General features: G+C 61.8%; 22 protein-coding genes. 14 read left to right on the top strand and 8 right to left on the bottom strand.

What is annotated here, in order from left to right:
• Position 1 precedes the first annotated feature (1 nt).
• From lpdA to ACK6D9_RS06050, 7 genes are all read left to right on the top strand, one after another.
• Positions 2-1,399, top strand: coding sequence for a dihydrolipoyl dehydrogenase (gene lpdA / locus ACK6D9_RS06020; protein ID WP_412051001.1), 1,398 nt, complete (start codon positions 2-4; stop codon positions 1,397-1,399).
• Positions 1,400-1,683: 284 nt separating this feature from the next.
• On the top strand, positions 1,684-3,282 hold the full coding sequence (locus ACK6D9_RS06025; RefSeq protein WP_322989226.1) for an ABC transporter substrate-binding protein: 1,599 nt from the start codon (positions 1,684-1,686) through the stop codon (positions 3,280-3,282).
• Between the two features lie 66 nt (positions 3,283-3,348).
• Entirely contained in the window at positions 3,349-4,347 is a 999-nt protein-coding gene (locus tag ACK6D9_RS06030; RefSeq protein ID WP_267655142.1) for an ABC transporter permease, read from the top strand.
• Complete coding sequence (locus ACK6D9_RS06035) at positions 4,344-5,267, top strand: ABC transporter permease (protein WP_267655143.1); 924 nt, start codon at positions 4,344-4,346, stop codon at positions 5,265-5,267. Before ACK6D9_RS06030 ends, ACK6D9_RS06035 begins: the two co-directional genes overlap by 4 nt.
• A complete protein-coding gene (locus tag ACK6D9_RS06040; RefSeq protein WP_267655144.1) occupies positions 5,264-6,097 on the top strand; it encodes an ABC transporter ATP-binding protein in 834 nt (277 codons plus the stop codon). The genes ACK6D9_RS06035 and ACK6D9_RS06040 overlap by 4 nt, the downstream gene beginning before the upstream one ends.
• On the top strand, positions 6,072-6,869 hold the full coding sequence (locus ACK6D9_RS06045) for an ABC transporter ATP-binding protein (protein ID WP_412051002.1): 798 nt from the start codon (positions 6,072-6,074) through the stop codon (positions 6,867-6,869). Before ACK6D9_RS06040 ends, ACK6D9_RS06045 begins: the two co-directional genes overlap by 26 nt.
• Positions 6,870-6,881: 12 nt before the next feature.
• Entirely contained in the window at positions 6,882-7,955 is a 1,074-nt protein-coding gene (locus tag ACK6D9_RS06050) for a dipeptidase (RefSeq protein ID WP_412051003.1), read from the top strand.
• Between the two features lie 104 nt (positions 7,956-8,059).
• On the opposite strand, the gene scpA is transcribed toward ACK6D9_RS06050, so the two are convergent.
• The 8 genes from scpA to ACK6D9_RS06090 form a co-directional block, all read right to left on the bottom strand.
• The gene (scpA, locus tag ACK6D9_RS06055; RefSeq protein WP_412051004.1) at positions 8,060-10,198 is read right to left on the bottom strand and encodes a methylmalonyl-CoA mutase; all 2,139 of its coding nucleotides are present in this window, start codon (positions 10,196-10,198) and stop codon (positions 8,060-8,062) included.
• The gene (locus ACK6D9_RS06060) at positions 10,195-12,201 is read right to left on the bottom strand and encodes an acetyl-CoA carboxylase biotin carboxylase subunit (protein ID WP_412051005.1); all 2,007 of its coding nucleotides are present in this window, start codon (positions 12,199-12,201) and stop codon (positions 10,195-10,197) included. The genes scpA and ACK6D9_RS06060 overlap by 4 nt, the downstream gene beginning before the upstream one ends.
• On the bottom strand, positions 12,201-12,842 hold the full coding sequence (locus ACK6D9_RS06065) for a hypothetical protein (protein WP_412051006.1): 642 nt from the start codon (positions 12,840-12,842) through the stop codon (positions 12,201-12,203). Before ACK6D9_RS06065 ends, ACK6D9_RS06060 begins: the two co-directional genes overlap by 1 nt.
• Before the next feature lie 153 nt (positions 12,843-12,995).
• On the bottom strand, positions 12,996-13,373 hold the full coding sequence (locus ACK6D9_RS06070) for a hypothetical protein (protein WP_322989412.1): 378 nt from the start codon (positions 13,371-13,373) through the stop codon (positions 12,996-12,998).
• Positions 13,373-14,293 (bottom strand): glutathione-dependent disulfide-bond oxidoreductase, encoded by a 921-nt coding sequence (gene yghU / locus ACK6D9_RS06075; RefSeq protein ID WP_412051007.1) that lies wholly within the window; start codon positions 14,291-14,293, stop codon positions 13,373-13,375. The genes ACK6D9_RS06070 and yghU overlap by 1 nt, the downstream gene beginning before the upstream one ends.
• A gap of 126 nt (positions 14,294-14,419) precedes the next feature.
• Positions 14,420-14,815 carry a cupin domain-containing protein gene (locus ACK6D9_RS06080; protein ID WP_322989414.1) on the bottom strand — a complete coding sequence of 132 codons (396 nt, stop codon included), beginning with the start codon at positions 14,813-14,815 and terminating at the stop codon, positions 14,420-14,422.
• 28 nt (positions 14,816-14,843) lie between these two features.
• Positions 14,844-16,376 carry an acyl-CoA carboxylase subunit beta gene (locus ACK6D9_RS06085; protein WP_412051008.1) on the bottom strand — a complete coding sequence of 511 codons (1,533 nt, stop codon included), beginning with the start codon at positions 16,374-16,376 and terminating at the stop codon, positions 14,844-14,846.
• Positions 16,376-16,954: a biotin transporter BioY gene (locus tag ACK6D9_RS06090; RefSeq protein WP_412051009.1), complete on the bottom strand. Its 579-nt coding sequence runs from the start codon at positions 16,952-16,954 to the stop codon at positions 16,376-16,378. The genes ACK6D9_RS06085 and ACK6D9_RS06090 overlap by 1 nt, the downstream gene beginning before the upstream one ends.
• Before the next feature lie 134 nt (positions 16,955-17,088).
• Here ACK6D9_RS06090 and ACK6D9_RS06095 point away from each other — a divergent pair, with 134 nt between their 5' ends.
• From ACK6D9_RS06095 to ACK6D9_RS06125, 7 genes are all read left to right on the top strand, one after another.
• Positions 17,089-18,528: a helix-turn-helix domain-containing protein gene (locus tag ACK6D9_RS06095; protein WP_412051010.1), complete on the top strand. Its 1,440-nt coding sequence runs from the start codon at positions 17,089-17,091 to the stop codon at positions 18,526-18,528.
• Positions 18,529-18,650: 122 nt separating this feature from the next.
• The gene (gene aroQ / locus ACK6D9_RS06100) at positions 18,651-19,097 is read left to right on the top strand and encodes a type II 3-dehydroquinate dehydratase (protein ID WP_412051011.1); all 447 of its coding nucleotides are present in this window, start codon (positions 18,651-18,653) and stop codon (positions 19,095-19,097) included.
• A gap of 68 nt (positions 19,098-19,165) precedes the next feature.
• Positions 19,166-20,299, top strand: coding sequence for a benzoate/H(+) symporter BenE family transporter (locus tag ACK6D9_RS06105; RefSeq protein ID WP_412051012.1), 1,134 nt, complete (start codon positions 19,166-19,168; stop codon positions 20,297-20,299).
• 107 nt (positions 20,300-20,406) lie between these two features.
• Positions 20,407-21,429: a polyphosphate kinase 2 gene (ppk2, locus tag ACK6D9_RS06110; RefSeq protein ID WP_412051013.1), complete on the top strand. Its 1,023-nt coding sequence runs from the start codon at positions 20,407-20,409 to the stop codon at positions 21,427-21,429.
• Positions 21,430-21,601: 172 nt separating this feature from the next.
• Positions 21,602-22,048: a YeeE/YedE family protein gene (locus tag ACK6D9_RS06115; protein ID WP_412051014.1), complete on the top strand. Its 447-nt coding sequence runs from the start codon at positions 21,602-21,604 to the stop codon at positions 22,046-22,048.
• A 3-nt stretch (positions 22,049-22,051) separates the two neighbouring features.
• On the top strand, positions 22,052-22,492 hold the full coding sequence (locus ACK6D9_RS06120; RefSeq protein WP_412051015.1) for a DUF6691 family protein: 441 nt from the start codon (positions 22,052-22,054) through the stop codon (positions 22,490-22,492).
• A gap of 95 nt (positions 22,493-22,587) precedes the next feature.
• Positions 22,588-23,472 (top strand): MBL fold metallo-hydrolase, encoded by an 885-nt coding sequence (locus ACK6D9_RS06125; RefSeq protein ID WP_412051016.1) that lies wholly within the window; start codon positions 22,588-22,590, stop codon positions 23,470-23,472.
• Positions 23,473-23,543: the final 71 nt, after the last annotated feature.

A 23,543-nucleotide genomic window follows, 5' to 3' on the forward strand; every position in this document is an offset into this window, starting at 1 on the left:
TATGGCCGAGATTGTCTGTAAGCTCCTAATCATCGGCGGCGGCCCCGGCGGCTATGTCACCGCAATCCGCGCCGCCCAGCTCGGCATCGACACGCTGATCGTCGACGAGGGGCCGCTTGGCGGCACCTGCCTCAATATCGGCTGCATTCCATCGAAGGCGCTGATCCACGCCGGCGAGGAATTCCACAAGCTCGCCGAGGCCGCCACCGGTGGCTCGCCCTTCGGTCTATCCGCCGCTTCTCCGGCGATCGATCTCGGCAAGACCATGGCCTGGAAAGATGGCATCGTCACCCGGCTTACCGGCGGCGTCGCCGGGCTGCTCAAGAAGGCCGGAGCCAAGTCGCTCCGCGGTCGCGCCAGCATCCGCGATGGCAAGACCGTGACCGTCGAGACTGATCTCGGTCCGCAAACCGTTCATGCCGAGACCATTGTCATCGCCACCGGATCGGAGCCGGTTGAATTGCCGTCGCTGCCCTTTGGCGGCAAGGTGATCTCCTCCACCGGTGCGCTGGCGCTCACCCAATTGCCTGAAAGCCTGGTCGTCGTTGGCGGCGGCTATATCGGTCTGGAAATCGGCACCGCCTACGCCAAGCTCGGCGTCAAGGTCACCGTGGTCGAGGCCGCACCGCGGATATTGCCGGTCTGGGACGCGGAACTTACCGGCCCGGTTGCCAAGCGGCTGGCGGCACTCGGTGTTGAGGTCATGACCGGCGCCAAGGTCACCGGCCTGGCGGACGACGGCGAAACCCTGCAGGTCGCCACAGCCGACGGGTCCGACATCACGCTTGCTGCCGACAAGATCCTGGTCGCGGTCGGCCGCCGACCGCGCACTCAAGGTTTTGGGCTTGAGCAACTGGCCTTGCCGATGGACGGGCCGTTCATCCGCATCGACAACCAGTGCCGCACAGCCATGCGTGGTGTTTATGCCATCGGCGATGTCACCGGCGAGCCGATGCTGGCTCACCGCGCCATGGCCCAGGGTGAAATGGTCGCCGATCTGATCGCCGGCCAACCCCTTGTCTGGGACAAGCGCGCCATCCCCGCCGTTTGCTTTACCGACCCGGAAATCGCTTCCGTCGGGCTTGGCCCGAATGCCGCCCGCCGCGATGGTCAGGCTGTGCTGGTCGGGACTTTCCCATTCCGCGCCAATGGCCGTGCAATGTCGCTTGCCCGCGAGGACGGCTTCGTTCGGGTGATCGCGCGTGAAGACAATCATGTCGTGCTCGGCATTGAGGCCGTGGGCGCCGGTGTCGCCGAATTCGCCAGCGCTTTTTCTCTGGCCATCGAAATGGGCGCCCGGCTCGAGGATATCGCCGATACCATCCATGCCCATCCGACCATGGGCGAGGCGATCCAGGAATCCGCACTTGCTGCCCTTGGTCGCGGGTTGCATTTGTAAGGCGCAACTGGCCTGGTTACACGGTCAGGTGGAACCGCTTCCATCTGTTTCAGCCGAGTGAAACAGGGTTTCTATCCGCTACGCACTTTTGCTCCCCGTTTCCACCACTTGACCTTGAATGCGGTCCGGCTTGCCGCTGCCCGAGACGCGGGTTTCCCCACCGGAAGCTTTGCTTGACAGTCATGCCCCCCTGTGTGCTGATTATGTCTTCAGCTGGTATGGGACGGAACCAACCGTCCCGGTCCAGCGTCGCGAATTAGGGAACAATTTCAACAGGGAGAGTTATGGTGAGACACGTTCAGAAATTCGTGGCGGTTGCGCTGATGTGCACAGCGGCCGCTTTCACGCCAGTCACCGCGCAAGCTGAAACGCCGGCCGACACGCTGATACAAGCCTGGGCCATTGATGACATCATCACCCTCGATCCGGCTGAAGTGTTCGAATTCAGCGCCTCCGAGATCCTTGGCAACTCCTATCAGGGTCTGGTTGGCTACAACGTCAAGGACGTATCTGAAATCTTTGGCGTTATCGCCGAGAAATGGGAAATCTCCGAGGACGGCAAGACCTTCTCCTTTACCATTCGCCCGGACATGAAATTCGCCTCCGGCAACCCGATCACCGCCGATGACGCGGTCTATACGCTGCAGCGGGTGATCAAGCTCGACAAGTCACCGGCTTTCATCCTCAGCCAGTTCGGCTTCACGCCCGACAATGTCGATGCGATGATCCGCAAGACTGGCGACATGAGTTTCGAATTCGAGATGGACAAGCCCTACGCGCCGACGCTGGTGCTGTATTGCCTGACCGCGACGGTCGGCTTCATCGTCGACAAGGAACTGGTGACCAGCCACGAGGTCGACGGCGATTTCGGCTACAACTGGCTCAAGACCAACTACGCCGGTTCCGGCGCCTTCACCATTCGCGACTGGCGCGCCAATGAAGCAGTGGTGCTTGAGCGCAATGACAATTATTCCGGAAAAGCGCCGCCGATGAAGCGGGCGATCTATCGCCATATTCCAGAAACCGCGACCCAGCGTCTGTTGCTTGAAAAGGGTGACATCGACATTGCCCGCAATGTCAGCGCCGAGGAAATTTCGGCAATGTCGACCAATGCCGACATCGTTATCGAAGACGGCGTCAAGGGATCGATCTATTATCTCGGTCTCAACCAGAAGAACGAGATCCTTGCCAAGCCCGAGGTTCGTCAGGCGATGAAATATCTGGTCGATTACGCGACCATCGCCGACACCATCATGAAGGGCAAGGTGATCCCGCATCAGGCCTTCCTGCCACGCGGCTTCCTCGGCGCACTCGAGGACACCCCGTTCTCGCTGAATGTCGACAAGGCCAAGGAACTGCTGGCCGAAGCAGGCCTGCCGGATGGCTTCACCGTCACCATGGACACCCGCAACACCAACGAAATCACCGCCATGGGCCAGGCCATTCAGCAGACCATGGCCATGGCCGGCATCAAGATGGAATTGATCCCGGGCGATGGTCAGCAAACGCTTACCAAGTATCGTGCCCGCAACCACGACATCTATATCGGCCGCTGGGGCCCGGACTATCAGGATCCGCATACCAATGCCGATACCTTTGCCCGCAACCCCGACAACTCCGATGACGCGGCCTCCAAACCGTTGGCCTGGCGTAATGCCTGGGATATCCCGGAAATGACCGCCAAGGCCGATGCCGCCGTGCTCGAAGCCGATGCTGGCAAACGCGCGCAGATGTATGTCGACCTGCAGACAGAGCACCAGCAGACATCGCCGTTTGTGATCATGTTCCAGGAGATCGAGGTTCTCGCCCGACGCAAGAATGTCGAAGGTTTTATCGTTGGACCGTCGTTTAACGACAACTCCTTCAAGGCGGTGACCAAGTAGTTGACCGCTCTGTCTGACTCAACGGAAGGGCGCCGCAGCGCCCTTCCGGCTGTTCTCGGCAAGGCCATGCGGCTGGCAGCGACCGTGGCATTCACGATCCTTGGCCTGTTGGTTGTTACCTTCCTGATCGGCCGGGTGGTTCCCGTTGATCCGGTGCTTGCTGTAGTCGGCGACCGCGCCTCGCAATCGACCTACGACAAGGCCTTTGTCGAACTCGGGCTTGATCAGCCCCTCTATGTGCAGTTCGCGCTCTATGTCGAAAAAGCCGTAACCGGCGATTTCGGTGAGAGTTTTCTGACCAAAAAGCCGATCATTGATGATATCGCCCGGGCCTTTCCCGCCACCCTGGAACTCGCCACGGTGGGGATCATCATCGGCACACTTTTCGGCGTGCCTGTTGGTGTCTGGGCGGCGGTGCGGCAGGGCAAACTGGCAGATCAGGTGGTGCGGATTTTGGGCCTGATCGGCTATTCGGCGCCGATCTTCTGGCTCGGCCTGGTCGGGCTTTTGATATTTTACGCCAAGTGGGGCCTCGTCGCCGGTCCCGGGCGCATCGACATTTCCTATGAATATGCCTTTACCCCGACCACCGGACTGTTTCTGCTCGACACCGCCATGCAGGGCCAGTGGGATGCGTTTCGCAATGTGGTTTCCCACATCGCCCTGCCGGCAGCGCTGCTGGGCTATTATTCGATGGCCTATATCGCCCGCATGACCCGCAGCTTCATGCTCAACGAATTGGCGCAGGAATACATCGTCACCGCCCGGGTCAAGGGCGTGGCTGAATGGCGCATCATCTGGGTGCATGCGCTCAGGAATGCCGCCGTGCCGCTGGTCACCGTGATTACGCTGTCCTATGCTGGCCTGCTGGAGGGCTCGGTCCTGACCGAAACCGTGTTTGCCTGGCCGGGTCTGGGGCAGTATCTCACCAATTCCCTGCAGAACGCCGATATGAACGCAGTGCTTGGTGGCACCCTGCTGATCGGCATCATTTTTGTCGGCCTCAACCTGTTGTCTGATTTTCTCTACACCCTGCTCGATCCCCGGGTCAGGAGGCGCACATGACCGCCACACCTGAACGCGAAGGCTTCAGAGAATGGCTGCTGAGCGAGCAGCCGGCTTCGCGCGGCCAGGCCCGCATCGGTCAGGCCTGGCGCACCTGGCTTGCTTTCCGCTCAAACCGGCTCGGCATGGTCGGGCTGACCATTGTCGTGCTGCTGGTGCTGATCGCCATCTTCGCCGATGTCATCGCCCCTTTTGATCCGGTTCTTGGAGGAGATCTGCGCACGGCGCGGCTGCTGCCGCCATCAATGGTTCACCTGATGGGCACCGATGATCTCGCCCGTGATATTTTCAGCCGCGTCGTCCATGGCGCCCGGCTGACGCTGATGGTGGTGGCGCTGGTGGCGATCATCGCCACGCCGATTGGGCTTCTGGTCGGCACCACTTCAGGCTATTATGGCGGCTGGCTCGACACCGTGCTGATGCGGATCACCGACATTTTCCTGGCCTTTCCACGGCTGATCTTGGCGCTGGCCTTTGTCGCAGCGCTTGGGCCGGGCATCGAAAATGCCATCATCGCCATCGCCATCACCTCCTGGCCGCCCTACGCGCGGCTTGCCCGCGCCGAAACCCTGACCATCCGCAATGCCGAGCACATCGACGCCATCCGGCTGCAGGGTGCCTCCTCGCTGCGCATCATCTGGGGCCATGTGACGCCCCTGTGCCTGTCGTCGGTGATCATCCGCGTCACCCTCGACATGGCCGGCATCATCCTCACCGCTGCAGGCCTTGGTTTTCTCGGCCTTGGCGCCCAGCCGCCGCAGCCCGAATGGGGCGCGATGATTGCCGGCGGGCGCCGCTTCCTCATCGATTACTGGTGGGTGGCAACCATGCCCGGTATCGCCATTTTCGTGGTTTCGCTGGGGTTCAATCTGCTCGGCGATGGTCTCCGCGACGTGCTTGACCCGAAGGCCGCCAAATGAGCCCGCTGCTGACGGTCGAGAACCTGCGCATTTCGTTTCCCTCGCGGCAAGGTCCGGTGGAAGTGGTCCGCGGTGTCAGCTTCAGCCTCGGCCGTGAACGACTCGGCATCGTCGGCGAAAGCGGCTCCGGCAAGTCCCAAACCGGTCGCGCCATCCTGGGTCTGACGCCCGCCACCGGCACAGCCACGGCCGACAAGCTCGAATTCGACGGCATAGACCTGCGCCAAGCCGATGCCATGCAATGGCGGGCCTTGCGCGGGGCGCGGATGTCGATGGTCATGCAGGATCCGAAATTCTCGCTCAATCCGGTGATGACCATCGGCAAGCAGATAATGGAAGCGGTCAAGCTGCACGGCGGCCGCTCCGAGGCGCGTGACAAATCGGTGGCCATGCTGGAGGCGGTGCAGATCCGTGATCCCGAGCGGGTGATGGCCGCCTATCCGCACGAGCTTTCCGGCGGCATGGGCCAACGCGCGATGATCGCCATGATGCTGGTCACCGAGCCGGATCTGCTGATTGCCGATGAACCCACCTCGGCGCTGGATGTTACCGTCCAGATCGAAGTTCTGCGGATTCTCGACCGGCTGGTCAGCGAGCGCGGCATGGGCCTGATCTTCATCAGCCACGACCTGCAACTGGTTTCGACCTTTTGTGATCGGGTGCTGGTGATGTATGCCGGTCAGGTGGTCGAGGAACTCGACGCCAGCAAGCTCGGTGAGGCCCGCCATCCCTATACCCAGGGCCTGCTCAACTGCCTGCCCAAAATTGCCGGTGATCAACGGCCGTTGCCGGTGCTGGCGCGCGATGCCGCCTGGCTCAACGAAGGGTGATGCGGTGCTGCTGGAGATAGAAAATCTTGAAGTCACATTTGGCGGCGCCGACCGCCTGGTGCATGCGTTGCGCGGCGTCTCTATTTCCGTCGAGGAAGAAGAAAGCTTCGGCATTGTCGGCGAAAGCGGGTCCGGAAAATCCACCGTTTTACGCGCCATTTGCGGTCTGGCGCCGGTCACCGGCGGGCGTATTCTAATTGACGGCGAGCCGCTGACCCAACCTCGCGATGCTGATTTTTACCGCCGCGTGCAAATGGTGTTTCAGGACCCCTACGCCTCGCTGCACCCGCGCCATACCATTGACCGGGTGCTTTCCGAGCCGTTGGCCATTCACGACTTCGACCGGCGCGAGCAGCGCGTCGAGCAGGCGCTTGACGATGTCGGCCTTGGGGCTGGATTCCGCTTTCGCTATCCGCATCAGCTTTCCGGCGGTCAGCGCCAGCGTGTCGCTATCGCCCGGGCGTTGATCCTGGAGCCGAAGGTGATCCTGCTCGACGAGCCGACCTCGGCACTCGACGCCTCGATCCAGGCCGAGGTGCTCAACCTGCTCGATCGCCTGCGCGCCGAGCGCGGTCTGACCTATGTGCTGGTCAGCCATGATCTGGCGGTGGTCTCGCATATGTGCGATCGTCTTGTGGTGATGCAGGGCGGCGAGGTGGTCGAGGAACTGACCCGCGAGCAGCTGCAGGCGCACGCCACCAAAGACGATTACACACGCAATCTACTGACAGCCAGCGAGGGGTTTACCCGCGACCCCGCCCGGCAAAACTGAACGGAGCCACCCATGTCCCCCATGCCCAATGTGCCCTTCATTGATGGTCACAATGATTTTCTCTTGCGCCTGTTGAGAACGCCGGAGCGGCGCGAGGAATTGTGGCTTGGAGCCGGGCAGGAGGGCCATCTCGACCTGCCGCGAATGCAGAAGGCGGGATTTGCCGGCGGCTTTTTCGCCATCTACATCCCCTCGCCGCCGGAGGACAACGCACCTGATCATGAGGCGATGATGGACGCCCCGCCGTATGATTTGCCGCTGCCCGGCCTGATGACGGCGAGTGAAACCCAGCATATCGCGCTCGCCATGGCAGGCCACCTGATGTGGATGGAGCGCGCCGCTGCCGGCGCCCTGAAGATCTGCCGCAGTACCGCCGATCTGCATGCTTGCATGGCCGATGGCACCATCGCCGCAATCATGCACATGGAGGGCGCGGAAGCCATTGGCGCCGATCTCGATGCGCTTTACGCGTTCCACGCCATGGGGTTGAGGTCGCTCGGCCCGGTGTGGAGCCGGCCGACAATCTTCGGCCACGGCGTGCCGTTCCGCTTTCCCGGCGACCCCGACACTGGCCCGGGCCTGACCGATGCCGGCAAGCAACTGGTCAAGGTCTGCAACGAGCTCAGGATAATGATCGATCTGTCGCATCTCAACGAGAAGGGCTTTGACGATATCGCAAGTCTGTCGGATGCGCCGCTGGTCGCCACCCATTCCAACGCCCACGCGGTTACGCCCTCGACCCGCAACCTCACCGACCGTCAGCTGGCGATGATCCGCGAGAGCCGCGGTATGGTGGGGCTCAATTACGCCACCCTGTTCCTGCGCGACGACGGCCGCAAGGCAACCGATTGCGGCTGGGATCCGGTGATGCGCCATCTAGATCATCTGGTCGACAAGCTCGGCGAAGACCATGTCGGTTTCGGCTCCGATTTCGACGGCGCCGAACTCCCCGACGTGATCGGCGACGTCACCGGCGTCCAGGCGCTGATCGGGCAGATGCGGGAGCGGCAATATGGCGAAGGTCTGATCGAAAAGATCGCTCGGAAGAACTGGGTTGCGCTGCTGGAGCGGACCTGGGGGGCGTGACGCTGCTCGGTGAGCTTGACAGCACCCCTCATCCGTCTACGGGCGTTCACGGAACGCCCGTATCCACCTTCTCCCACAAGGGGAGAAGGAAGGTGACTTGCTCCTCAGATATTCCGCTTCAGCCCCGATACCCGCGCCAGCACGGCGTTGGCGGCATCCAGCACATTCGAGCCCGGGCCGAAAATTTCGGCCACACCGGCTTCGCGCAGGAATGCGTAATCCTGTTCGGGGATGACGCCGCCGACCACCACCTGAATGTCGGCGCGGCCCTTGTCCTTAAGCCGGTTGATCAGGTCGGGCACCAGCGATTTGTGGCCTGCCGCCAGCGATGACACGCCGACCACGTCGACGCCGAGTGTGATCGCCTTCTCGGTGACTTCCTGAGGCGTCTCGAACATGTCGGTGAGGTCCACCTTGAAGCCCATGTCGGCAAACGCCGTGGCGATCACCTTGGCGCCGCGGTCGTGGCCGTCCTGGCCCATCTTGGCAACCAGCACATGCGGCGCCCGGCCTTTCTCGGTGGTATAATCGGCGATGCGCTCGCGGATCGCCTGGTATTCCGGATCGGAGCCGTAAGCGTCCTCATAGACGCCACTGATCACCCGCGTCACGGCGCGGTGGCGGCCGCCAAAGCCGCGCTCCATGGCGTCGGAAATCTCGCCCAGCGAAGCCCGCGCCCGCGCCGCATCGACAGCGGCCGAAAGCAGGTTGCCCTTGCCGGACGCGGCGACTTTTTCCAGTTCCGCAAGGGCTGCTTGGTGCACCTTGCCATCGCGGCTGTCGCGCATTTTCTTGAGCCGCGCCACTTGGCCGGCGCGCACCTTGTCGGTGTCGATGTTCAAGATGTCGACCTGCGGTTCGTCGTCGAGCCGGAACCGGTTGACGCCGACGATCACATCCTCGCCCCGGTCGATCCGTGCCTGCCGGCGGGCTGCGGCCTCCTCGATGCGCATCTTCGGCAGGCCTTGCTCGACAGCCTTGGTCATGCCGCCAAGCGCCTCGACCTCTGCGATCAGCTCCCAGGCTTTCTCGGCGAGATCAGCCGTCAGCTTCTCGACATAGTAGGAGCCGCCGAGCGGATCGACGACATTGGTGATGCCGGTCTCATGCGCCAGGATCAGCTGCGTGTTGCGGGCAATGCGGGCCGAGAATTCGGTCGGCAGCGCGATTGCCTCGTCAAACGAATTGGTGTGCAGCGACTGGGTGCCGCCAAGCACGGCGGCCATGGCTTCAAACGCGGTGCGCACCACGTTGTTGTAGGGATCCTGCTCGGTCAGCGACACGCCCGATGTCTGGCAATGAGTGCGGAGCATCTTCGAGCGCTCGGATTTGGCGCCGAAGTCGGTCATGATCTTTGACCACATCTGACGCGCCGCGCGCAGCTTGGCGGCCTCCATGAACACGTTCATGCCGATGCAGAAGAAAAATGACAGCCGGCCGGCAAAGGCGTCGACATCAAGACCCTTGGCCATCGCCGCGCGGACATATTCCATGCCGTCGGCCAGCGTGTAGGCCAGTTCCTGCGCCAGCGTCGCGCCAGCTTCCTGCATGTGGTAGCCGGAAATCGAGATCGAGTTGAATTTCGGCATTTCCTTGGCCGTGAACTCGATGATGTCGGCAACGATCCGCATCGACGGTTCCGGCGAATAGATATAGGTGTTGCGAACCATGAATTCCTTGAGGATGTCGTTCTGCACCGTGCCGGTAAGTGCCTTGCGGTCAACGCCCTGTTCCTCACCGGCAACGATGAACATCGCCAGCACCGGCAGGATCGCCCCGTTCATGGTCATCGACACGCTCATCTCGCCGAGCGGAATGCCGTCGAACAGAATCTTCATGTCCTCGACGGAATCGATTGCCACGCCGGCCTTGCCGACATCGCCCGTGACCCTCGGATGGTCGGAATCATAGCCCCGGTGGGTGGCCAGATCGAAGGCGACTGAAAGGCCTTTTTGGCCGGCAGCGAGGTTCTTGCGGTAAAACGCGTTGCTCTCTTCCGCCGTCGAGAACCCCGCATATTGGCGGATGGTCCAGGGCTGGCCGGCATACATGGTGGCGCGCACCCCACGGGTGAACGGCGCAAACCCCGGCAGCTCGCTGGCTGCCTGTTCAGGCAGGTCTTCCACTGTGTAGAGCGGTTGCAGCGTGATGCCTTCGGGAGTCGCCGTGTTGAGGCTCTCGATCGGCTTGCCCTTGAGATCCTTGGTGGCAAGCTCGAGCCAGTCGCGTTTGGTCTTGGTCATTGCGCGAACTCCATGATGATCTCGTCGACGGCAAGGCTGTCGCCTGCCTTGACCGGGATGCTGGAGACCGTGCCCTTGCGCTCGGCCTTCAGCACGTTTTCCATCTTCATCGCCTCGACCACCGCCAGCGTCTGGCCTTCCTGCACTTCGTCGCCCTCGCTCACGGCAATCGAGACGATCAGGCCGGGCATTGGGCAGAGCAGGAATTTCGAGGTGTCGGGCGCCACCTTTTCAGGCATCAGCCGGGCCAGTTCCGCAATCCGCGGGCTGAACACCTGCACCTTGACGTCCACACCCAGTTGCCTCAGCCGCCAGCCGGCGTCGGCGGGTTCCACCTTGATGGCGTATCCGGTGCCGTTGATGGTGACATTGGCAAGCCGCGCGCCGGGCGTCCAGTCGGTCGACACCCGCATTGCCTCGCGGCTCGACAGGCGCACCATGTAGCCGCCGTTGCTGTCATCGATATGGCCGTTGATTTCATGGCCGGCGACGCGCGCCACCTTGTCCTCATGGGCGCGTTTTTCAGCCTGGTTGAAGCGCGCGCCGGAGATCTTGGCGTTGCGCTTGTCGTGAATGTGGCTGAGCAGCAGGGCAGCGATGGCGAAGCGCTCGACCACTGCCTCGGTCGGCGGCACCGGGCCGAAGCCGTCGGGATATTCCTCGGCGATGAAACCGGTCGACAGCCGTCCCTCGCGCCAGCGCGGATGCTGCATCAGCGCCGACAGGAACGGCAGGTTGTGACCGATACCTTCGACTTCGAACCGGTCCAGCGCATCGGCCATGGCGTCAACCGCTTCAAGCCGTGTCGGCGCATGGGTGCACAATTTGGCGACCATCGGGTCGTAGAACATCGAGATCTCCGAGCCCTCGGTCACGCCGGTGTCGTTGCGGATGGTGATGTCGCCGATGGTGCCTTCCTGCGGCGGCCGGTAGCGTGTCAGCCGGCCGATCGAGGGCAGGAAATTGCGGTAGGGGTCTTCGGCATAGAGCCGGCTTTCCACCGCCCAGCCATCCAGTTTCACATCGGCCTGGCTAAACGACAGCTTCTCGCCGGCTGCGACCCGGATCATCTGCTCGACCAGATCGATGCCGGTGATCAGTTCGGTCACCGGGTGCTCCACCTGCAACCGTGTGTTCATTTCCAGGAAATAGAACTTGCGATGCTTGTCGACGATGAATTCGACGGTACCGGCTGACTGGTAGTCAACCGCCTTGGCCAGCGCCACCGATTGCTCCCCCATCGCCTTGCGGGTTTCGGCGTCAAGGAAAGGCGAGGGTGCTTCCTCGACCACTTTCTGGTTGCGTCGCTGGATCGAGCATTCGCGTTCGCCCAGATAGATGACATTGCCAAAGCTGTCGCCGATCAGCTGTATCTCGATATGCCGTGGCTCCTCGATGAACTTCTCGATGAAGATCCGGTCGTCGCCAAACGAGCTTGCCGCTTCCGATTTCGAGCGGGAAAACCCCTCGCGCGCCTCGGCATCGTTCCAGGCCACGCGCATGCCCTTGCCGCCGCCGCCGGCCGAGGCCTTGATCATCACCGGATAGCCGATTTCGGCGGCGATCTTGGCCGCATGGGCCTCGTCGTCGATCAGGTCCATGTGGCCGGGCACGGTCGAAACGCCGGCTTCCGCGGCGATTTTCTTGGAGGTGATCTTGTCGCCCATCGCCTCGATGGCTTTGACCTTCGGGCCGATGAAGGCAATGCCTTCGGCTTCCAGCGCTTCGCAGAACGAGGCGCGCTCGGAGAGAAACCCGTAGCCTGGATGCACCGCTTGCGCGCCGGTCTGCTTGCAGGCTTCGATGATCTTCTCGGGGATCAGGTAGGACTGGTTGGCCGGTGGCGGCCCGATATGCACGGCCTCGTCGGCCATTTCGACATGCACGGCATTGCGGTCGGCGTCGGAATAGACCGCCACTGTCTTGATGCCCATGGCGCGTGCCGACTTGATGACCCGGCAGGCAATTTCACCGCGATTGGCGATCAGGATTTTGGAAAACATTAGCGCCCCAGCCCTTTCAAAATTTTAATATGATGGCGAGCCAGTTTGGAATCGCTTTGCTGCTTTGCAACGCGAACCATGCCGACATGCGCCTCTATGTGGTTTGGATCGAGGTCAAGAGCCTTGAGGAAAAGCTGCTTTGCCCTATTTGGACTCTGGTGCTCTTCATGGCTGCGGCCCCAGTCGGAATAGAGCCTCACTTCGGGGCCAATGATGGATTCCGCTCTGCCAAAATAGCGATCCACCTTCGCAAGCGCGTCACCGCGGATAGCGGTAGCCACTCCAAAAGCCCAATAAATGTCGCCCCGTTTTGGATTGATCAGCCAAGCCTGATTCAGTCTGCGAATTGCACCTTCCGCATCGCCTTTTGCGATCGCTTGCCAGGCCAACTGAACGCCACGACGCGCGGCGGCATCCAGCTTCCCACCGGTCTTTTGACGAGCCGCCTCGATGAGGTCTTGGTCGGCTTGTAGCTGCTGCTCGGATTTTGTCACACCTTCCCACATCGGGATCTCCAGCGAGTATCCGTTTTCCGTTCCCGCAGACATGATCATGATCGCAAGTCCGACAGTGAGCGCCCAGGTCTTGATCAACCGGCAGGCAATTTCACCGCGATTGGCGATCAGGATCTTGGGAAACATGTACTTCTACCCCCGCTGATGGACCTGCGGCCCATGACTTCCAGTCATCTTGCCCGGGCCGTACCCGGGGTATTGCAGGCGTCCATTCTTCCGGATGCCTGTTCGCGCCTCTCCCCCTTTCATGGGGGAGAGTATGCTCAGTCGTTCACGTCGTCATACCTCGAGTACGTCCTCGAACGCGTCGGGGTAATTTGCCCGCCCCGTGCGCTCGTCTATTTGCAGCAGGGCCGAGTAGGATTGCGCATCGAAAGGGTCTTCCGCGGCCACGATTTCACGACCGAACAGCCAGCTGATCCGGCCTGCATCAAGATTGCCGCGCTCGAACGGCTCATCGCCGAACTTGTGCCACAGCGCGTGCAGAAACGCGGTATCAGCAAGCTTTTCCGTCGGCGTCCGGTCAGCCATGCGCCGCCGGGCGATGATCGCCGTCACCCCGCGCGGGTTGGCCCGGCGAATGGTGAACTGGAACCCCGTGCCGGGCAGGCCGGACGGGATACCGCGATGCTTGGTCATTTCGGGTAGTTTTGCCATCAGGCAGCGCCTTTCTCACGGGCTTCCAGCTTGTCCTGCGTGCGCAGATCAAAATCGCTGGCATCGTGACGCTCATGCAACTGCTCGGCGGGATCGCCAAAGGTGCGGTTGACCATGCGGCCACGCTTGACCGCGGGGCGTTCGGCGATCTGCTTGGTCCAGCGGATGAGGTTGGTGTAGCTTTCGGTATCGAGATAGGTGGCGGCATCGCCATAAATCGTGCCTTGCGTGAGCACGCCGTACCAAGGCCAGATTGCCATGTCGGCAATCGAATACTCGTCACCCGCCATGAATTCATTGTCGGCCAATCGCTTGTCGAGCACGTCGAGCTGACGTTTGACCTCCATGGCGAAGCGGTCGATCGCATATTCGATCTTCATCGGCGCATAGGCATAGAAATGCCCGAAGCCACCGCCCAGGAACGGCCCGGAGCCCATCTGCCAGAACAGCCAGTTGAGCGCCTCGGTGCGCTTGGCCGGGTCCTTGGGCAGGAACGCGCCGAATTTCTCGGCGAGATACAACAGGATCGAGCCGCTTTCGAACAGCCGCGTCGGCTTCGGAGTCGAACGGTCGACCATCGCCGGAATCTTCGAGTTCGGATTGATCTCGACAAAGCCCGATCCGAACTGGTCGCCTTCGCCGATATTGATCAGCCATGCGTCGTATTCCGCGCCCGAATGACCGGCGGCGAGCAACTCCTCGAGCATCACCGTCACCTTGACGCCATTCGGCGTTGCCAGCGAGTAGAGCTGCAGCGGATGTTTGCCGACCTGCAGTTCCTTGTCGTGGGTCGGTCCGGAGATCGGGCGGTTGATATTGGCGAATTTGCCGCCATTGCCTTGCTTCCATTCCCACACTTTCGCGGGTTGATAGCCGGCGGGCAGGTTGTTTTCGGGCGGGAACGTGGTTTCATCAGTCATAAAAATCTGGTCCTTTTTGGCGAGAATTGTCTCACCGGAAGATATAGGCCGGACAGGCAAGAATTGCAGCCGTCGAGCACACCGGTTTTCCGGTCAAAAACGCGTGAGCGCCCGCCGTTTTGCCGATTAGCCGAGATAATCCGCATCCTCCACCTTCTCCAGCCAGTCCACAGCCACCCCGTCGAGCGCTTCCTGAATGGCGATATGGGTCATCGCCACCTCGGCTGCTGCGCCATGCCAGTGCTTTTCGCCAGCGGCAAACCAGACCACGTCACCGGGCCGGATTTCCTCCACAGGCCCGCCTTGGCGCTGGGCCCGGCCGAGGCCGGAGGTGACAATGATCGTCTGCCCCAGAGGGTGCGTGTGCCAGGCGGTCCGCGCGCCCGGCTCGAACGTCACCGACGCGCCCTGAACCCGCCCCGGCGCTTCCGCAGCAACCAGCTTGTCGAGCCGCACCGTGCCGGTGAAGTAATCTTCCGGCCCCTTGGCCGAAGGCGTCGATCCTGCGCGGGTGATCTTCATGGCGTGGTCCTCTGGGTGGTGTGGTGGCTCACAACGGAATGTTGTTGTGCTTGCGCAAGGGTTGGGTGGCTTTCTTGGTTTTCAGCATTTCAAACGCGCGGACCACGCGGCGGCGCGTCGAGTGCGGCATGATCACCTCGTCGATGAAGCCGCGCTGGGCGGCGACGAACGGGTTGGCGAAGCGGTCTTCGTAATCGGCGGTGCGCTTGGCGATCTTGTCCGGGTCGCCCAGTTCCGAGCGATACAGGATCTCGGTCGCGCCCTTGGCCCCCATCACCGCGATCTGCGCCGTCGGCCAGGCATAGTTGACGTCGGCGCGGATGTGCTTGGAGCTCATCACGTCATAAGCGCCGCCATAGGCCTTGCGGGTGATCACGGTGACCTTCGGCACGGTGGCCTCTGCATAGGCAAACAAGAGTTTCGCACCGTGCTTGATGATGCCACCATATTCCTGGCTGACGCCGGGCAGGAAGCCAGGCACGTCGACCAGCGTCAGGATCGGAATGTTGAAGGCGTCACAGAAGCGCACGAAGCGCGCGGCTTTCTTCGAGGAATCGATATCGAGGCAGCCAGCCAGCACCATCGGCTGATTGGCAACGACGCCGACGGTCGAGCCGTTAAGGCGGATGAAGCCGCAGAGAATGTTCCTGGCGTGGTCGCCCTGGATCTCGAAGAAATCACCTTCGTCGCCGACCCGGGCGATGACTTCGCGCATGTCGTAGGGCTTGTTCGGATTGTCCGGAATAAGCGTATCCAGCGCATCCTCGATCCGGTCCGGCGCGTCCGCAGTGGGGATCACCGGCGGTTGCTCGCGGCTCGACAGCGGCAGGAAATCGAACATCCGGCGAATTTCGATCAGTGCCTCGACGTCGTTGTCGTAGGCCCCGTCGGCGACGGAAGACTTCTTGGTATGGGTCGAGGCGCCGCCAAGTTCTTCGGCGGTGACGATTTCGTTGGTGACGGTTTTTACCACGTCCGGACCGGTCACGAACATGTAGCTTGTGTCTTTCACCATGAAGATGAAGTCGGTCATCGCCGGCGAATACACCGCACCGCCCGCGCACGGGCCCATGATCACCGAGATCTGCGGGATCACGCCCGAGGCCTGGACATTGCGCCAGAACACTTCGGCATAGCCGCCGAGCGAGGCTACGCCTTCCTGGATGCGGGCCCCGCCGGAATCATTGAGGCCGATCAGCGGCACACCGTTCTGCACCGCCAGATCCATCACCTTGCAGATTTTCTCCGCATGGGTTTCCGACAGCGAGCCGCCGAACACGGTAAAATCCTGGGAGAACACGTAGACGGGGCGGCCATTGATGGTGCCCCAGCCGGTAATCACCCCGTCGCCCGGCACCGTCGTTTCGGCCATGCCGAAATCGGTGCAGCGATGGGTCTTGTACATGTCGTATTCCTCGAACGATCCCTCGTCGAGAAGCACGTCGAGCCGTTCGCGCGCCGTCAGCTTGCCCTTGGCGTGCTGTGCATCGATGCGCTTCTGTCCGCCGCCAAGCCGGGCCTGTTCGCGCCGCTGCTCAACCTCTGCAATAATGTCGCGCATCAGAGGCCTCCCTCCCTGGAAATCATCGACCAGGCCGCCGGAAACACCATCGCCGCAAGCGCCGCCTTGGCGAGGTCACCGAGGATGAACGGCATCAGGCCCCAGGCCAGAATCGGCTTGTCCCAGCCAAGCAGCGTGCCGAGCCACAACAGGCCGGGCAGATAGATGATTGCCCCGGCGAAAAGCGCGGCTACGAACGCCAGCAGCGGCGAGCGGTCCATGCCGCGTTCGGCCAGCGTGCCGGCAACGAAGGCCGCCAGCAGGAATCCCAGGAGGTAGCCGCCGGTCGGTCCCGCCATATAGAGGAGCCCCAGACCCTTTTCCGGAGTGCCGGTAAACACCGGCAGACCGGCTGCACCCTGAAGCAGATAGAGAGCGACAGCCGCCGTGCCGAGCCGCGGTCCCAGCGCCAGGCCGAGCCCGATGACGACGAAGGTCGTCATGGTCAGCGGCACCGGATAGAACGGGATGGCGAATTTGGCCGACAGCGTCAGCAGCATCGATCCGGCAAGCGCGACAAGCGCTGCGGTGGCCATCTTTTCGGGGCGAGTGGCGGTCAGGGCGGCATAAAGCGTCATCTCATGTTCCTTCAGGCGCTGAATCTGGTTTCATTGTGGTAGCGCGAATGGACGCGCCGCAACAGGGTTGAAAAAGCAAGCATGTTGCATTAGCAATATTTGCATAGTCGTTTTTGCAACATTGTGAATTTCTCATGCGCTCGCGTAAACTCTTCATCGGCGGCAAGATCCGCGCCATCCGTGGCGAGCATGAGCTGACACAGGCCGGCTTCGCCCAGAAGCTCGGCATCTCCACCAGCTATCTAAACCAGATCGAAAACAACCAGCGCCATGTCAGCGCCACGGTGCTGCTGGCGCTGGCCGAGGCTTTCTCTGTCGATATCACCACCCTGTCCGATCAGGACACCGACCGGTTGTTGGCCGATGTCGCCGAGGCGCTGGCCGATCCGGTCTCGGGCGGCGCCCAGCCCTCGCTGACCGACGTCAAGCTGGTGGTACAGAATGCGCCGTCTTTCGCCCGCGCCTTTCTGTCGCTGCATCAGGCCATGCGCCGTTCCGGCGATCAACTGGCCGAACTTGATGAAACGCTGGAGCGCTCGGGCGCGCTCAACGAGCCGACGCCCTATGAAGAGGTGCGTGACTTTTTCCATTACGTCGACAACTACATCCACGATCTCGATCTCGCCGGCGAGGCGCTGAGCCGGGATCTGGCGAAAACCCGTGGCGCCAGTCTCAAGGCGCTGGCCGATCACATCGAGCGCCGCCACCGGGTGCGGGTGGTGATCGGCACCGGCGGCGAACCGGACGCATCTGCCGGCGAGACAGGCGGCGGCCTGCGCCGGTTTGATCCGGTCTCGCGCGTGCTCTGGCTCAACCCGCGCAGCCCGGCCTCGACCCAGGCCTTCCAGATCGCCTTCCAGATCGCCCTGATCGAGCATGAGGCGGTGATGAGCCGGATCATCGAGGAAGCCAAATTCCGCTCCGCCGATGCCGCCGGTATCTGCCGCATCGGGCTTGCCAATTATTTCGCCGGTGCCGCGATCCTGCCCTATGCCGCCTTTTCTGCCGCCGCGCGCGAATTGCGCCACGATCTGGTGCTGCTGGCTGACCGGTTTTCCACCAGCCTCGAACAGGTGGCGCACCGGCTGTCGACCCTGCAGCGCCCGGGCCAGAAGGGCGTGCCGTTCTTTTTCGCCCGCGTCGACAAGGCCGGCAACATCACCAAGCGGCATTCGGCCACCAAGCTGCAGTTTGCCCGCTTCGGCTCGGCTTGTCCCTTGTGGAATGCCCACTCGGCGTTCGAGACCCCCAACCGCATCATCCGGCAACTGGCGGAAACGCCTGATGGCGTGCGCTACCTCTGTCTCGCCACAGCGGTTTCCAAACCGTCCGGCGGCTGGCGCGATCCGGTCCAGACCTATGCGTTGGCGCTTGGCTGCGAGGTCGCCCATGCCAGCGAACTGGTCTATGCCGACGATCTCGATATTGCCCGCGCCGAGGCCTTCGAGCCGATCGGCGTGTCCTGCCGGATCTGCGAGCGCCGCGATTGCCATCAGCGCGCCGTACCGCCGCTCAAGCGGCGGCTGCGGGTCGATCCCAATATCCGCAAGGCGGTGCCCTATGACGTGGAATGATGACGGCTCCACCCGCCGATCTGCCAGCAAGGCTTGCGGCGGGTCATGCTGACAGGCTAGGAAAATGCATCGCCCCTTTCATCGGGGCCAGGGTCTGAACCCCTATGCGAAAGGCAAGCCCCGTGACCGGCACGATCTTTGTCCTCAACGGACCCAATCTCAATCTTCTCGGCAAGCGCCAGCCCGGGATCTATGGCAGCGAAACGCTGGCCGATGTCGAGGTCGCAACCGCGCTCCAGGCCGAAAGCCACGGCATGAGTATTCGCTTCCTGCAGTCCAATGCCGAACACCAGCTGATCGACTGGATTCACGAAGCCCGCGACCAGGCCGCAGGCATAGTCATCAACCCGGCCGCCTATACCCACACCTCGGTGGCGATCCTCGATGCGCTCAACGCTTTCGATGGTCCGGTGATCGAGGTTCATATTTCCAACGTGCACAAGCGCGAGGAGTTTCGCCACCATTCCTTCGTCTCGCTGAGAGCCGATGGCGTTATCGCCGGCTGCGGAACGCAGGGCTATCTGTTGGCGATCGACCGACTGGCAAAACTGCTGGCTGACGCGAAATGAGCAGGTCGGGCCAAGCCGCACGGACTGTCATCGACTGATCCCATTTATTGTTTTTCGGAGCGACGTGCTTGCCAGTTTCGATGATTTCCGCAGCGCTGGTGGCGGCGCTCGTTGGCTACGGTTCCACCATTGCACTGGTGCTGGCCGCTGCCGCCGCGGTGGGCGCCGATGCGTCTCAGACCGCGTCCTGGGTGGCGGCGATCTGCTTTTCCAAGGCCATCGGCTCGGCGCTGCTAAGCACCTGGAAAAAGGTTCCGATGGTGCTGGCCTGGTCGACGCCGGGTGCGGCGCTGATTGCGGCTTCCACCGGGGTCGATATTCATCAGGCAGTCGGCGCCTTCATCTTTACCGGGGTGCTGATCGCGCTGACGGCAGCCGTCCGCCCGCTCAACCGCGCCGTCAGCGCAATCCCGACCGGCGTCGCTTCGGGCATGTTGGCCGGTGTATTGCTGCCATTCACCATGGCGGTCGCCACCCATGCGGCAAGCGAGCCGATACTGGTGTTGCCGCTGATCGCGGTCTTTCTGGCAGTGCGGCTGTTTAATCCGCTGATGGCCGTGCTTGCGGCGTTGTTTGCCGGCCTGGCCATTGCCTTCACGCTTGGCGGCGCGCCGCTGCCTGCAGCCCCGGTTGATTGGGTAGCGCTGACCTTCATTGCCCCGACATTCGACGCTGCCGTGCTCATCGGGCTCGGTGTGCCGCTCTATCTGGTGACCATGGCGTCGCAAAACCTGCCCGGATTTGCCGTGCTGCGGGCCAATGGCTACCAGCCTCCGGTGACCGAAGCCCTCGGCGTCACCGGGCTGCTGTCCGCGTTTTTCGCGTTGTTCGGCGCCCATACCATCAACATGGCAGCCATTACCGCCGCGATCTGTCTCGGCGATGATGTTCACCCCGACAAGGCCCAGCGCTGGAAGGTCGGGCTTGCCTATGCCGCGGTCTGGACCACGCTCGGGCTGTCCGGTCCGGTCATCGTGCCGGCCATTCTCGCCATGCCGCCCGAAATCATTGCTGTGGTAGCAGGCCTTGCGCTGATCCCGCCGCTGATTGGCGCGGTGGTCTCGGCCTTTGATGTTCCGGCGACCCGGTTTCCCGCCGCAGCCACCCTTGCCGTTACCGCCTCCGGGGTTGCGGCCTTCGGAATCGGCGCTGCATTCTGGGGGCTTCTGGCCGGGCTGGTCGTTTATCTGATGGGCGACTGAAAGCGCGCTGACAGGTAGGGCTGAGCTTTTCGCGGCGATTTGACTCGGGTCAAGTCGGGAATGGCGTTTCCGGGGCAGAATGCTTTTTTAACCAGCGAGGGCCCGGAATGAACGATTCCAAAAACCAATTGGATGCAAACTCCGACGGCACCGTTGCCGAGAGCGTTGAAGATCCGGGCATCAACGCCGTTGAAGCTTTGGAGACAGCTGAAAGCGGTTTGTCCGACAAGAAACCGGTAGGGCTGAACACCGCGGAAATCCGCAAGGACGAGATTGCCATCGCGCAACTGTTCGAGCAGGGCGTCTATCCCTACAAGACCAAGATGCGCCGCGCCGCCTATGAGCATGAAAAGGCCAAGCTGCAGGTCGAGCTTCTCAAGGCGCAGCGTTGGATCGAGGACACCGGACAGAAGGTGGTGATGTTGTTTGAAGGCCGCGATGCGGCCGGCAAGGGCGGAACCATCAAGCGCTTCATGGAGCACCTCAATCCGCGTATGGCCCGCGTCGTTGCGCTCTCCAAGCCGACAGATCGCGAACGCACGCAATGGTATTTCCAGCGTTATATTGAGCATCTGCCGGCGTCAGGTGAAATGGTGCTGTTCGACCGCTCTTGGTACAACCGTGCCGGTGTCGAGCGGGTTATGGGCTTCTGCACACCCACCGAATATCTCGAGTTCATGCGCGAGGCGCCCGAGATTGAGCGTATGCTCACACGTTCAGGAATACTCTTGTTCAAATACTGGTTTTCGGTCACGCAAGGTGAGCAGCTCAGACGTTTCGCCCAGCGCGAGAAGGATCCGCTCAAGCAGTGGAAGCTGTCACCGATCGACAAGGCGTCGCTCGACAAGTGGGACGATTACACCGAAGCCAAAGAGGCAATGTTCTTCTACACCGACACTGCGGATGCGCCCTGGACCATAGTCAAATCCGACTGCAAGAAACGCGCCCGGATCAATTGCATGAAGCATTTCCTGTCCAGTCTGCCATACCCGAACAAGGACCACTTGATCGTGCACCATCCAGACCGATTGATTGTCGGGTCGAGCAGCCATGTCATCGGAACCGATGATCATATTCTGGGAAAAACGCTTCACCCGGACATCCGTAAACCCAAGACGCCGGCGAGTTAAGCGGTGTCGTGCATCAACTGTGGCAAGGTTTGGTGGAGAGCGGGACGTCTGGTTGTGTCGGCGTTTTGGTGTTGCGGATACACAGATCCGATACATTCGATCTCTTGAATATTGATCGTCGCTTATATATATGCAGGCGAGGCGCAACGACGCCTGCCGCTGTGCGGCTAAGATGATCAAGAGGGACGAGATGATGGAAACCGAATTCACACCGTGGCTGTCGCTTGCGGGCGGGGTGCTCATTGGCCTGTCGGCCACCTTGCTGATGGCCATGAACGGCCGCATTGCCGGCATGACCGGAATCCTCACCGGCATCATCCCGCCATTCTCGACCGACTGGGCCTGGCGCATCGCCTTTCTCGCCGGTGCAATTGTGGCGCCGGTGATTTATCTTTTCGCTGGCGGTGAAATCGCCTACGCGGTGCCGGTCTCGTTGCCGCTGCTGACGTTGGGTGGATTGATTGTCGGGATCGGCGTCTACTATGGCGCCGGTTGCACCTCGGGCCATGGCGTCTGCGGCATTGCGCGACTGTCGCCGCGCTCGATCGCCGCTACCGCCACCTTCATGATAGCCACCGCCGTGACGGTCTATGTCGTCCGCCATATTGCGGAGATCTGAGCCATGCAGAAACTGATCTGTTCAGGACTGATCGGCGCCATCTTCGGCCTCGGCATCGCAATTTCCGGCATGGCCAATCCCGCCAAGGTGCTCAATTTCTTTGATGTCGCCGGCAGCTGGGATCCAAGCCTGATCTTTGTCATGGGTGGTGCCCTGCTGACCACTGCGCTTGGCTACCGGCTGGTATTCGGCGCGGCCAGCAAACCGCTGTTTGACGCCGAGTTCCATCTGCCGATCAACAAGATCATCGATGCCCGTCTGATTGCCGGATCGGCGACCTTCGGCATTGGCTGGGGTATCGCCGGTTTCTGCCCCGGCGGTGCCATCCCGGCTCTGGGCTTCGGCGGCGTTTCGGTTATAGCCTTTACCGGCGCCATGGTGATCGGCATCGTCCTGGCGCGCGCGCTGGACGGCCTGCGCCACAAGCCCGCCAAGGCGTTTTGAGAGAGAGTCCCTGCCGGCTCGATCCGGTCCGGGCAAGATAATCGATGGCGCGTTGCAACGCCGCGCCAGTGGTGAAGAAAACAGGAGATGCTGCAATGTCGAACTATCCCGTGGACATGTCGGTCACGCCCGAGGTCAAGGCCTTTTTCGATCCTGATACCAACACCATCAGCTATGTGGTCAAGGATCCTGCCTCGGCTGCCTGTGCGGTGATCGATTCGGTCATGGATATCGATTATGCCGCCGGTCGCATCACCTACAAGCACGCCGACAAGATCATTTCATGGATCACCGATAACGGGCTCAAGCTGGAATGGATCATCGAGACCCATGTCCACGCCGACCATCTTTCCGCAGCGCCCTATATTCAGCAGAAGCTGGGCGGCAAGATTGGCATCGGCGACAAGATCATGGTGGTGCAGAATACCTTCGGCAAGGTGTTCAATGAAGGCACCGAGTTCCAGCGCGACGGCTCCCAGTTTGATGCCCTGTTTGCCGATGGCGACACCTACAAGATTGGCAATCTCGAGGCGTTCACCATCTACACGCCTGGCCATACGCCGGCCTGCATGGTGCACGTGATGGGCAACGCCGCCTTTGTCGGCGACACCCTGTTCATGCCCGATGGCGGATCGGCGCGCGCCGACTTCCCCGGCGGCGATGCCGGCCAGCTTTATGATTCAATACAGAAGGTGCTGGCGCTGCCCGACGAGATGCGGCTGTTCATGTGCCATGACTATGGTCCCAACGGCCGCGACATCCAGTGGGAAACCACTGTCGCCGAGGAAAAGGCGCACAACATTCATGTCGGCGGCGGCAAGACCCGCGCCGATTTCATCCGCTTCCGTACCGAGCGCGACCAGCAGCTTGCCATGCCGCGGCTGATCATCCCGTCGCTGCAGGTCAACATGCGCGCCGGCGATATCCCCACCGACAAGGACGGGAACCCGATGCTCAAGGTTCCGGTCAACAAGCTTTAGTCGAACAGATACCCGACAGCAGGCGTTTGCCAGCCGGCTGTCGGGCCGCCTCGCATATCTTCCAGCCATGC

Source organism: Hoeflea sp. Naph1, from assembly GCF_046837775.1.
Lineage (GTDB): Bacteria > Pseudomonadota > Alphaproteobacteria > Rhizobiales > Rhizobiaceae > Hoeflea.